The 12,104-nt window shown below is 38.0% G+C and carries 14 protein-coding genes and 1 pseudogene; all 15 read right to left on the bottom strand.

Annotated features, from left to right (window positions below):
* Positions 1 to 5: 5 nt before the first annotated feature.
* The gene (locus HQ29_RS06520) at positions 6 to 533 is read right to left on the bottom strand and encodes a dihydrofolate reductase family protein (RefSeq protein ID WP_036868532.1); all 528 of its coding nucleotides are present in this window, start codon (positions 531 to 533) and stop codon (positions 6 to 8) included.
* A gap of 305 nt (positions 534 to 838) precedes the next feature.
* On the bottom strand, positions 839 to 1,117 hold the full coding sequence (locus HQ29_RS06515) for a helix-turn-helix domain-containing protein (RefSeq protein WP_025003738.1): 279 nt from the start codon (positions 1,115 to 1,117) through the stop codon (positions 839 to 841).
* A 12-nt stretch (positions 1,118 to 1,129) separates the two neighbouring features.
* Entirely contained in the window at positions 1,130 to 3,160 is a 2,031-nt protein-coding gene (locus HQ29_RS06510) for a bifunctional DNA primase/helicase (protein WP_036868528.1), read from the bottom strand.
* Positions 3,123 to 3,482: a helix-turn-helix domain-containing protein gene (locus HQ29_RS06505; RefSeq protein ID WP_025003740.1), complete on the bottom strand. Its 360-nt coding sequence runs from the start codon at positions 3,480 to 3,482 to the stop codon at positions 3,123 to 3,125. Before HQ29_RS06505 ends, HQ29_RS06510 begins: the two co-directional genes overlap by 38 nt.
* A 161-nt stretch (positions 3,483 to 3,643) precedes the next feature.
* Positions 3,644 to 4,495, bottom strand: coding sequence for an RteC domain-containing protein (locus HQ29_RS06500; RefSeq protein ID WP_052089928.1), 852 nt, complete (start codon positions 4,493 to 4,495; stop codon positions 3,644 to 3,646).
* A 176-nt stretch (positions 4,496 to 4,671) separates the two neighbouring features.
* Positions 4,672 to 6,390, bottom strand: coding sequence for an arsenical pump-driving ATPase (arsA, locus tag HQ29_RS06495; RefSeq protein ID WP_036868521.1), 1,719 nt, complete (start codon positions 6,388 to 6,390; stop codon positions 4,672 to 4,674).
* Between the two features lie 100 nt (positions 6,391 to 6,490).
* Positions 6,491 to 6,844: an arsenite efflux transporter metallochaperone ArsD gene (arsD, locus tag HQ29_RS06490; protein ID WP_025003743.1), complete on the bottom strand. Its 354-nt coding sequence runs from the start codon at positions 6,842 to 6,844 to the stop codon at positions 6,491 to 6,493.
* Positions 6,845 to 6,855: 11 nt separating this feature from the next.
* Positions 6,856 to 7,089 (bottom strand): thioredoxin family protein, encoded by a 234-nt coding sequence (locus tag HQ29_RS06485; protein WP_025003744.1) that lies wholly within the window; start codon positions 7,087 to 7,089, stop codon positions 6,856 to 6,858.
* 11 nt (positions 7,090 to 7,100) lie between these two features.
* A pseudogene (locus tag HQ29_RS06480) lies at positions 7,101 to 7,790 on the bottom strand (aromatic aminobenezylarsenical efflux permease ArsG family transporter); the annotation flags it as partial.
* 16 nt (positions 7,791 to 7,806) lie between these two features.
* Positions 7,807 to 8,241 carry a nitrophenyl compound nitroreductase subunit ArsF family protein gene (locus HQ29_RS06475; protein ID WP_025836651.1) on the bottom strand — a complete coding sequence of 145 codons (435 nt, stop codon included), beginning with the start codon at positions 8,239 to 8,241 and terminating at the stop codon, positions 7,807 to 7,809.
* A gap of 30 nt (positions 8,242 to 8,271) precedes the next feature.
* The gene (gene arsB, locus HQ29_RS06470) at positions 8,272 to 9,306 is read right to left on the bottom strand and encodes an ACR3 family arsenite efflux transporter (protein WP_036868517.1); all 1,035 of its coding nucleotides are present in this window, start codon (positions 9,304 to 9,306) and stop codon (positions 8,272 to 8,274) included.
* Positions 9,299 to 9,724 (bottom strand): arsenate reductase ArsC, encoded by a 426-nt coding sequence (locus HQ29_RS06465; RefSeq protein WP_025836648.1) that lies wholly within the window; start codon positions 9,722 to 9,724, stop codon positions 9,299 to 9,301. The genes arsB and HQ29_RS06465 overlap by 8 nt, the downstream gene beginning before the upstream one ends.
* 4 nt (positions 9,725 to 9,728) lie before the next feature.
* The gene (locus tag HQ29_RS06460; protein WP_025836647.1) at positions 9,729 to 10,223 is read right to left on the bottom strand and encodes a GNAT family N-acetyltransferase; all 495 of its coding nucleotides are present in this window, start codon (positions 10,221 to 10,223) and stop codon (positions 9,729 to 9,731) included.
* A gap of 79 nt (positions 10,224 to 10,302) precedes the next feature.
* Positions 10,303 to 10,620 (bottom strand): ArsR/SmtB family transcription factor, encoded by a 318-nt coding sequence (locus HQ29_RS06455; protein WP_034542507.1) that lies wholly within the window; start codon positions 10,618 to 10,620, stop codon positions 10,303 to 10,305.
* A 523-nt stretch (positions 10,621 to 11,143) separates the two neighbouring features.
* A complete protein-coding gene (locus tag HQ29_RS06450) occupies positions 11,144 to 12,061 on the bottom strand; it encodes a tyrosine-type recombinase/integrase (protein ID WP_036865136.1) in 918 nt (305 codons plus the stop codon).
* Positions 12,062 to 12,104: the final 43 nt, after the last annotated feature.

Genomic DNA, 12,104 nt, shown 5'->3' with positions numbered 1-12,104 from the left:
GCTTTTCAGTTTAATTCATACCTAAAATTATATGTTGCACATAATATTCCACCATCCAGTGAATGACAATCTGATAATTCCCATTCTGAACCGATTGTTTTTCCGATAAAAGAAACACCTTCTCCCAACATGATAGGAACTGTGTAAATTGTCAATTCATCCAGCAGTTGATTATTGATTAAAGATGTGATAAGTTTACCGCCCCCAATAACTACCAAATCGGATTCCATTCCTTTTTTCAATCCTTGAATAACATCGAAAGGATTGTCGGTTATGAAAGCTAAATATTCTTCCTGAATAGTATTTATAGGGGTATTTGTGACAACAAAAGTCTTTTTACTTTTGTATGGCCAACCACCCCAGCGTTCAAAAATAAAATTATAGGTATTTGTGCCGGAAATCAGCGTTTCTGCGGAACTATAAACTTTGTTGATAGATTCTTTTACTTCTTTTGTAATCCAGTCAATTTCACCATCTTTACGGGCAATAAACCCATCAAGAGATACAGCTATTTGCGATTTTAAGATTCCCATATCAGTAGGTATTAAACAGTTATAAAACTGTTCGCCAGCCCATCAAAAAGAAGCGTGGAACTCACACTGCTCCGATACGAGGTACTGGCATACCTAAGAATAGAAGACAGGCAAGCCCACGCTATACAACGATAGCATAGACATTGCACAGTAGTCCCTATTCTTTTGAAAATTGCCAGTTTTCGTATCGAGACGTTCTGCGAACGTTATGTTATATATCAATTCTGAAAGATTAACTTTCAGCTTTTTATCTCAAATTTTCTTCTGCAAAGATACTGAAAGTCGGTAATATAAGCTATTATTTTTTACAGTTTCTCCCGAATCAACTTATGTACATCGGTAGCTTTATAATAGCATCGACCATCATCCAGTTTTATATACGGAAGGATACCTTTTTTTCGATAACGTTGGAGTGTGCGAAGACTGACTTTCAAAAGAAACATCAAATCCTGATTATCCAAAAGCTGTTCACCATCCAAACAATTACGCTGGGTTGCCAATCGGTCGATTTTCTTTTCGGTCATATCGAACCTGTCCATTATACGTTCCATCCAAGCGATGAATGTTTCCCTATCTATATTCATAACAATAACCGATTAAAAATGACCTTTAATAAAATAACTCTGATTTGAAGGGTCTTTAATAATAATTTCCTTCTCCCGCATAAAGCGTATATAACTTTTCGCTGTGCGTTCCTTTACATCCATAATCTGCTGTATCTGTTCGCACAGGTCTATATAAGTGATAAATGTTTGCTGGTCGAACACTTCACGGGCTACGCTTACCAGTTCTTTTTCTTTCCGCTTCTCTTTTTCTTCACGGGGCTTTTCACCACGATATAGGTGCATCCCGGTTTCCTTATCCCAAGAAAAAAGCATTAGCGGAACATCCAACGGACTGCCTTCCCGTACCTTCAAGGCTTTCACTACTGATACAGTCGGTTCATTATCCAGCTCGATGGAGAGGATGGCAGCCGATTTTCGTTGCAGTTCCGACCCCAAGTGTCCACGAAGCTTTAATCCGTTCGGGACATAGTGCAATACACAAACAATACAGGTCTGATATATTCCAGCCAATCGGTAGAGTTCATCGACAACCCGCAAACTTTCGGCTTCATCATTGGCGGAATGTACCAAATCTGCAATACCATCTATGACAACTAACTGAATACCGCCATATTGATAATGAAACTTATCCATACTTTGAACAATAGCCTGTAAACGTTCCTTCCGGGACATCCCGGTCAGACAGAATGCTTTCAACTCTTCCGGCTTTCCCGGTTGTTTTGCCCGCTTTAATAGGTTGGAAACATTCTTAAACAGTTGTACTTCGGACTGTTCTGTATCATACAACAGGACAGCTTTATTTTGGCTGTTTTCGTGTACATTGATTCCCAATGTATCAATACAAATATTTTCCGGTCTGATTGACCCGGCAACCAACGCAGCAACATAGTTGCTTTTCCCTGTACCTTCACCACCTGTGATGCAAAGGATATTTCCCTGTGTTCCCAGTGGCACATCCCCGGCAGATATGATTTCCTGTGCTTTTGCCGGAGGGTTATTAAAATCTATTTCGCACGATTTCAGCATAGTCATAGTATCGCTGTATAGAGTATCTAAAAAATCAAGGAAGAGTTTCAGAAACGATTCACGGCTATTTCCAAGCCTGAAATAATCGGATATATCTTTCTCTTCTTTTGTTCCTGAAAGCGGTAATAGAAGACGTTTTACACCATATTCTGCTAACTGTTTTTCATGTTTAGAAGAACTCTCAAGCCCGGTTTTATCCATATCATAAAGCAGGATGATATGTTTGAACCGGAAAGACAGTTTGTGAATGATAGTTGCCGGAATATTTACGGTTTCGCTGTTAAAGCATATCGCATGAAATCCCTTCGCTGCGAGGGAAAGGACATCTTTTTCACCACCAGTGATAAAAACTGTGTCACCTTTGGCTGGTAACTGTTCCAATCCGAAGCTGTAATTTTCCCCCATATCACCCCCATATAAGAATCGCATTTTGGAAAATGGACGGTATAGTTTGATATATCGTTTGCTCTTATAACCAAATATGGGTTCTCCCAATGATGAAGTTATGGAGTATGGTTTTCCTTCTGAATTTTCGCTTTTGAACTCTCTGATAGAACAGACCTTGTACTGTGCCAATATTTCAGAAGTGATGCCGAACGTTTTCCAATATTCCAATTCATTCCGGGAAATTTTTTGTTCCTGAAAACTATATGGTTTAGCTTTCTTTTCAGGAATGACAAGTATAGATTCCTTCGGACTATATGGTACAGAGGTATCTGTATTCTCTGATAATCCAAGTGATAAATCCTTATTAATAGTTTTCAATATCTCGACAAAATCATTAGCATTGTTACAGTTCAAACCTTTCAGTTTTCCTACGAGGTAGAAACAATCCCCACTATACTCGTCATTCCCAAAGTCTTTCAGCTTATATACTCCGGCTTTTCGGTCGAAATAAATATTACACGAAGCCTTATTGTCTTTATACAATGGGTTGAAGAAATTACGTCCTACACGCCATTGACAAGCAATGTAATATCTAAAAACGTTCAGTCCGTTACTTGTTCTTTCTAAGATTTCTTCTTTCCTTAACATATAGCTTATGGTTTGTTACTAAATCGTTTAAACATTCTGAATTGCTCTTAATCAGTCGTTCTTCCAGCATCCGTTTTATTTCTCCGATTTTGTAGAAATATCGACCCCGAATATTGGAATAGGCGATTGTGCCTGATACCCGAAGCCTTTGTAATGTTTTGTCGCTGATTTTTAAGAATGTGCAGACTTCGTAACTATCCACCCATATTTCATCTTCGTTTATATCTTCCGATTCCTGTTTGTTAAGGATATAATCTGCAATGGCGTTAATCTTTGCTTCCAATTCCTTAAATGCTTTTGATTCTATCGTTATGACATCCATAATTGTAACTAATTGATTTGCTGCAAAGATGAAGGGATAAAATCAAATAAAAACCACAGTTTTACCCACCTGTGGTGAAATTTTTATTCAATAAAAAAGGCGAAACATTGATAGCTTCGCCTTTGGTAACTTGCCAGTACCTCGTATCGGATTGACAGTAATTAATCCTCTTCTTCCATCCGCCGAAGAAGATTCTTTTGTAGAATATCTAAATATCTTGTTCTGTTAATTTTACGTCCCTTTATCTCCATGTATATGTGATAGAAGTCCCCCAAATCTATATTGAACATCTTTTCAAAATTCACAGCTATTGTTTTTATATCAGTATTTCCCTTATCGAATGCATCGCAAGTATCAAAGGCGTAAATCAGTTCAACAAGCCCACGTTTTGAGCCTGTCCAAGTCATTTGACAACAAGAACCCTGATTCCTTTTCCGAAGACCTTCATTTGTTAGTTCTTTTATCCTGTTCGTGAGGTAAATTTTAATTAACTCGTTGGCTAAAATTTTTGCGACCTTGAAATCATAACTGGTGGAGAACTGTGGGTCTGAATCGAAAAAAGAATTATCTATAATCAAATGTATATCTGGCTTTCCACGAAGAAAGTATTTATCGTCAAGATAACAGGCATTTGTTCGGTAGTATTGATAAAAAGTGAGATTTTGATTGAAAAAAGTAGTGAGAGAATCTAATTCTGATACATAATATTGCGTTTGAACATCATCGCTTCCGGTAGGACGTTTTAACTCAATATTGTAAATGCTATTGTAATAGATTAATTTACTACTAATTTGAGGTTTCAAGTGTTTGAAAAACAATATTTCTTCTGAATTATCCTGAAATTTATAATTCAATACGAACGACTTTAAATCAGAAATTATATCCTGTAAGTAATTAATTACTTTTTTACACACATGGAGAAAGTCGGATTCGTTTAATTCTATTGTTTGAATTTCCGAATCCACTTCCTGTAATAGATTGCTGAAATAGTCTTTTATTGTTATTTCTCCCATCGTAGTTATCGTTTTGATTCCTGATGATATATTTATTTTCTCATTTTCATATATTTTTATCTGTGATAAAACAGTAAGAACCTGAATCCGCTAAAAAACAGTTTCAGGTTCTTATCTCAAAAAGGATAACTTACATAGAGAATAAGAAAATTCCTATTCCTTCCTGTTTTGTAGCATTACACCTTTTCTTTCCATTCTATAACTGCAAAGTTCCCCTCTGAAATTTCCTTTACTTTATTAATCCATTGTACTTCGCTTAGTGCTTTGGCTTTAAGGAAAGGACTATTCGTTGAAGTAAGCAGCAGACTGGAATTAACTACCCACCATTTGTTTTTAATTCCGGCACGTTGTAAATCCTGTTGCAGCCTTTGTGCTTCAAATACAGGCGTTGTTTCGGGCAGAGTTACAATAACCACCTCTGTTTCCTTCTCATTCCGTAAACGAGGCAGCAGGTTTTGAACCGCAGGAGTAATATTTCCCTGTGTCCGTTCCACTTCTTTATGATAACTTTGAGTTGAATCCAATAATAGCAACGTGTGTCCGGTAGGGGCAGTATCTATCACTACCACTTCATTATCCGCTTTGGCAACAATTTCGGCAAAGGAATTAAAAACAGCGATTTCCTGTGTACAGGGCGAACGCAGGTCTTCTTCGATATAGCTTAAATCGGCATCACCCATTGTTTCCCTTGCTTTATCCAATACGTTTTTTTGATAAGCGGCAAGCACCGCTTTTTCGTCTATATGACTTACTGTAATACCATCTAATTTCGTTTCGATGAAGGACAGGTGATTGGCTGGGTCAGTTGTAGTCAAATGCACTTTTACGCCTTTTTTAGCCAACCCACGAGCAATATTCCCGGCAATAGTAGTTTTGCCGACACCACCTTTACCCATCGTAAAAATTACACGCTTACCCGATTGGTAGAGGTCTTCAATAACGCTGTCAATCGTATTGAAATCATCTTTTTCAATATGCGCTACATCGTTCTTTATGGTTACATCTGCATTCAGCATATTACGGATATTATCAATACCCGTCATATTATAAGAACGAAGCGGAACTATGTATGTATTCAGTTTTAACAAGGCTGACGAACGGTTATTGAGTGCATTTTGCTGGCGTTCGTAAATCTGTTTGGAAATACTGTCGTTTGCATCGTAGTTTTCTAAAACTCCATTTATAATTAGATGCTGTGTTTCAATGCCTAAATCCAGCAGTTCATTAGATGAACGTTCGACCTCTTTCAAAGGACTTTCTTCCGGTCTGCTGACAAGGAAAAGTGTAGTTTGGGTTTTATCTGTCAGGGTAGCAACAGCATTCTTATATACTTCTTTACGGTCTTCCAGTCCCGAAAGCTGTCCTAAACAAGATGCTCCGGTTGTATTTTCGGCAATAAAAGTGTTCCATGCCGATGGCAGTTGAAGCATTCGCAGGGTATGTCCGGTAGGTGCAGTATCAAAGATGATATAGTCGAATCCCCTGCGCTTTTCTTCGTTGGTAATAAAGTCGGAGAACTCATTAAAAGCTGCAATTTCAACGGTACACGAACCTGAAAGCTGTTCTTCCATATTGGTAATAACACTTTCGGGTAATTTCCCACGATAAGGGGCGATAACTGATTCCCGGTATTCGGCTGCTGCCTGTTCCGGGTCAAGATTGACTACTGTAAGGTTTGGAACTTCTTTAATAGCTGTTCCCTTATTGTCTAACGGCATATCAAATACATCCTGTAAATTGGATGCAGGGTCGGTACTTATCAAAAGTACCTTATTACTGTTATCAGCGAGATTCACTGCCGTAGCACAGGCGATGGATGTTTTCCCAACGCCACCTTTACCCGTGAAGAATATATACTGGGTAAGTTTTTCGTTTGCCGGATTATACTTTTTCATATCTATATCTGTTTTATGGTTACAATCTGGGATGTAAACATCCTGTTCTACCTATTTTTACAGATAGAATAAATTGTTGTAAACCTGATTATTGTTACTGTTATTTCTTAACGGTCAAGTCCTCTTCGGGGACATTTAACCATTCTGCAATCTGCTTATTTGAGGGGTATTGCTTTGTCAGAACGACTTCACCGTCCAGTGTTGTGATAGGAAGCACTTCTGCCGATTCTTTCATCAGGTATTCGTTGATTTTCTTGTTATCAACATAAACCTGTGGATGGTCACGCAAATTAAAGCGTTCGATGATAACACCTTTCTTTTTCAGGCTTTCGATAACAACTGCTATCCGCATTAATTCAGGGTCTATATTTACCCCACATAGTCCGGTAGGACAACACAATGCCGGGTCGTATATCTTTACGGCTTTCCGTGTATCTAACTTTAAATCAACCATATTATTTTTATTTATTCTGTTACTAATTTCTTTATCTCTTCTTCGGATGGTACATAGCCCTTTATTTTCACTTCACCATCCACAACGATAGCGGGTAACGACATAATGTTATACTTCACTATCTCCAGTATATCTTCTTCTTTCTTCAAAGTTGCTTTACTGTTCGTGTCGGCAATTACTTTGGCAACTCTGTTATACGTGGTTTTGCAATTTGCACATCCAGTGCCTAATACTATAATTTCCATTTTCGTTCTCTTTAAATATTTGTAATGATATAATAAACTCCTACGATGATAAAGATGGCGGCTACTATCCGCTTAAACCATACCTGAAAGGTTTTCATATTATTGTAGAACTTTCCGACATTCCCGATACTATATGCCAATAACCAAGCGATGATTATTACAGGCAACCCGGTGGCAATAGCAAATACCGGAGGAAGTAATAATCCTGACGGGCTGGCTATCGTCATAGGTATAAGCACCCCGAAGTAAAGAACTCCGCTATATGGACAAAAAGCCAAAGCAAACACAACTCCCATCAAAAAGGCATTCCAGTAATTCCGTTTATTTGGCTTATTTTCCAATCCTGATGTAAGTTTATTCATTCCATTAAACTTGAATTTTATTACATCGAGCATTAAGATTCCTACTATAACTAATGCTATCCCCAGCCAAAATCCACCGATATTTTGAAGAAACCTTGCTATCTGAAACTGACTTGCTCCGAAATAGAAGATAGTTCCAAGAGCCGTATAAGAAAACATCCTGCCAAGAGTATAGAAAACCCCGTTAAGCAATACCCGCCTTTTGTCGGCAATATCCTTGCTTAAATAAGCCGTAGCCGTAATGTTGGTAGCCAACGGGCAAGGACTTATTGCAGTCATTAAGCCGAGCAAGAATGCCGTCAGTAGTGGGAAATTAGACCCATCGACAAAATTTTGTAAAACTCCATCATAGGTATTATAGCCTTGCGTTTACTTCTTTCTTAATCAGTTCTGTAAGCACGTCAGGAGTATTGACAGCATTGGCGAAACCTTCTTTTGTCAGGTCGATATAATTATCGCCTTTTTCAATGATAAGGGCATTCCAAGTAATCTCATACTTCTCTACCAGTTTAGCATTTGCTTTATCTTCCGTGTTTATCTCTACAAAACGAACTTTCTTATTATCAGCAAAAGCCTTTTCTATGGTTTCTTTAGTTACTTTCTCAACTGCCACACAGGTTTTGCAACGTTGCTTTCCATGAAAGTAATACACATTCACCACAGAAGCATCTGCAACTTGTTCTTTAGCTGCCGTTTCAGATTCAGCAGCTTGTCCGTTTTTCTTTTGTGTATTACCACCACAAGCAACCAGCAATACAGCAAAAAGTCCGATTAAAATACATTTCTTCATACATTTTCTTTTTATTGGTTTGTACTATGTTTATTTATAATATTTCTTCCGAAGCCAAAATGCTAAGTTTACCAACAGGATTAATACCGGGACTTCGACCAAAGGCCCGACTACTCCGGCGAAGGCTTGCCCACTATGTAATCCGAATACACCAATTGCCACTGCGATAGCCAGTTCAAAATTGTTTCCGGTTGCAGTAAAGGCAATCGAAGCATTTTTATCATAAGAAGCCCCCATAAGCTTACCTGCGAAGAAGCTAAGCAAGAACATCACCACAAAGTAGATAAGCAACGGTATAGCTATGCGAACTACATCCAGTGGTATTTGCACAATCAGTTCACCTTTCAGGCTGAACATAAGGATGATAGTAAACAGTAGTGCTATTAAAGTTATAGGGGATATTTTAGGGATGAACTTTTCTTTATACCATTGTTCTCCTTTTAATTTAACCAATATAAATCGGCTTAATATTCCCATCAAGAAAGGAATACCTAAGTAAATAGCAACCGTTTCGGCAATCGTACCGATAGAAATATCAACGATAGCCCCTTCAAAACCGAATAGGGGAGGAAGTTTTGTAACAAACAACCAAGCGTAGAAGCTATAAAAGAACACTTGAAAGATACTGTTTAAGGCTACTAATCCTGCACCGTATTCCGTATTTCCTTCTGCTAAGTCGTTCCATACAAGAACCATCGCTATACATCGTGCTAATCCGATAAGAATTACTCCTACCATATATTCCGGGTAATCGTGTAAGAAGATGATGGCAAGTAAAAACATTAATACTGGCCCGATAATCCAGTTCAGGATTAACGAGATTGATAATATTTTTACGTTTTTGAAAACCTTCGGTAATTGTTTGTAATCGACCTTTGCCAATGGTGGGTACATCATTAAGATTAAACCGATAGCTAAAGGGATGTTTGTAGTTCCACTGGATAATGAATCTATTGTACTGCTGAATGATGGGAAAAAGTAACCCAGCCCAACGCCAATAGCCATAGCCAAAAATATCCAAAGAGTGAGATTCTTATCTAAAAAACTCATTTTCTTCTTACTCATTGCTTTTTATTTTTTCGATATATAGTTTGTAAAATGCTTCTTTAATTTCGTCCCTTACCCGAATAAATTCAGAGTGGATAAATTCAGGCGAACCCGTTGCTTCTGATGGGTCTTCAAATCCTATGTGCAAACGATTCTTAACATTACCGGAAAAGGTAGGGCAACTTTCATTTGCACCACCGCAAACCGTAATAACATAGTCCCATTCTTCATTCAAGTATTTATCTACATTGTCGGATGTATGGTGCGAAATATCTATTCCGGCATCTTTCATAACCTCCACTGCTTGAGGATTTAATTTTCCACTCGCTTTTGTCCCTGCGGAATATACTTTTAGTGATGGGTCAAAAGAATGCAAGAACCCATGTGCCATTTGGCTACGACAACTGTTACCAGTACATAGAATAAGTATTTTCATAGCTTCAATTATTTATGTTAAGCAACCAATGACCGACATCCTGCCATTGATTAAATTTCCATCCTATTTCTTTCATGTGTGAAGCTTGCTTGAATCCAAATTTCTCGTGCAACTTCACACTGCCTTCATTTGGAATACAAATTCCAGCAATTAACACATGGATATTTTTTTTATCTAAGTTTTGGAATAGATGGTTGTATAACACTGTTCCAAATCCTTTTCCAGTATGGTCTTTATCTAAATAAATTGTAACCTCTTTTGTAGATGAATAAGCACACCTGCCATTCCATTTGTGGATGTAATAGTATCCTACTATATTACCATTGATTTCTCCGACATAATAGGAAAATCCGGAATCAATAATCTCACTGATACGTCCTTTCATTTCTTCTACTGAAACAGGAGCAGTTTCAAATGTTACAGCCGTATTCTCAATGTAATAGTTATATATTTCACAAATCCTACGGGCGTCTTCTAATTTTACTTTTCTAATTTTCATATCACTTTATTTATCTGAACACACCAAACGAATGTAGTTCGCCAAACAACGAACGTCTGTCGGAAAAAATATATGCTGATTAACAGCATACATCTTTTACATATACATTAAAAAGGTCTGCAAATAACTTTCGGGCTATTTCCCAGTTCTCCTTATTGATACAATACCTCACTTTCGGGGTTTCGATTTCTCCCTGAATTAAGCCCGCATCTTTGAGTTCTTTTAAGTGCTGTGATACGGTCGCTTTAGCTATCGGAAGTTCATCGTGAATATCCCCAAAGAAACAACTTTCTTGCGATGCCAAAAACAGTAGTATCGCAATCCGGGTAGGATGTCCCATTGCTTTTGCAAAGCGGGCAATTAATTCCTGTTCTTCAATGTCATTCTTAATCTTCACAATTCTATCTCCTTTATTTGTTGTTCGCAAAACTACGAACAATATTTCAAACAAACAAATTTTTCTGCATTTTTTAGTGCAAGGTGCAAGTATCTATATAGATAAGCTTGCACCTTGCACTAATGCTAAAGCATTGAGGACTAAATAATTTGCAAATATGAAATTTATATGTATCTTTGAACCCACGATATATGCAGAAGAGCATAGGTCAAAGGTGGACAAATAAGGCTATTTAATTTGTGCCTATTTCGTTACCGATTATAAGTTTGGAAAAACAAAAGCATTGACTTTTAAGCACATAAGGGGGAAGGTTCACTGACCTCTCTCTCCGCAATAAGGGTGTAAATCAGCAAGAGTATGCGGTTTACACCCTTTATTACACCCAAAAATTTAGAGGCAATAAAATCACCACCTAAGACTACAGCTTGGGTGGTGATTTTGTTTAAGGTTATGCGGTTGCACCGATAAAGGCAACCTACAAGAAATACAGGTAAATTATCATTCCTTATACTGAGATCATTTGCTATTTTGTCTCAAGGAATCGACTCATCTTCTCAATGCAACGTTTCTTTTGTTGCAGGTTTGGGTGTACATACAGATTAAGTGTTGTTGAAACATTGGAGTGTCCGAGAATAGTACTGACAGTTTTATAGTCGCACTGACTCTCTATACAGCGTGTTGCAAATGTATGTCTGAGGCCATGAAAAACAATCGGAGGAATCCGTAGGCGCTTGAGTAATCGGGCAAAATAATCTCGATAAGTGCGAGGGTCTATTGCTTTGATAGACGAACCAACAACAAAGGGCGAAACGGATGACTTCTTCAAGATACACAAAGCCTCAAACAGATGTCTGCTCATAGGAATCTCTCGAAACGAATGTTTTGTCTTAGGAGTGCTAAAAACTTGCTCGGTAGCCCCTTTTTCGCAATCGTAGATGCGTGCTACTGTTTGCCGTATACGAAGAATTCGATGAGATAAATCTACGCAAGACCACTCTAATGCACACACTTCCCCGATACGCATACCCGTACAGATCGAGAGCAATATCCCTATATTCTTGGAGTCTGGCTGCTCGATGAGATAAGTCATAAGCCTGCGTTGGTGCTTAACCGACATCACAGGCAACTTACTACCTTTCTCTATTGTTGGGTAACTTAGATGCCAGTTCTCCGACTCAAATAGTTTTTGTCTTGCTCCATACTTGATAATAGCCCTAAGTACGGCAATGATATCTCGAACGGTTTTCTTGGAGAGTCCTTTATTAATCTTATCAATAATAAAATCTTGGACATCAGACTCTGCAATCTGAGTCATTGCCCCAAATTGGGGCAACAAATGTGTACGAAGGATAAGCCGATAAGCGCACATCGTGGAGTACTTGACCAGAGGTTGCTTGGCCTCACACCACGATTGTGCGACTTGATGAAATGTTGTTTGCATCTTGTACATTGTTTTTAGTTCATAGAATAACATGTACAAGATG

Origin of the sequence: Porphyromonas canoris (genome assembly GCF_000765975.1) — a bacterium.
In the GTDB taxonomy this organism is placed as follows: Bacteria; Bacteroidota; Bacteroidia; order Bacteroidales; family Porphyromonadaceae; genus Porphyromonas_A; species Porphyromonas_A canoris.
Note: the sequence above shows the minus strand (reverse complement) of the source record. Positions and strands in the feature narration are given on the sequence as shown.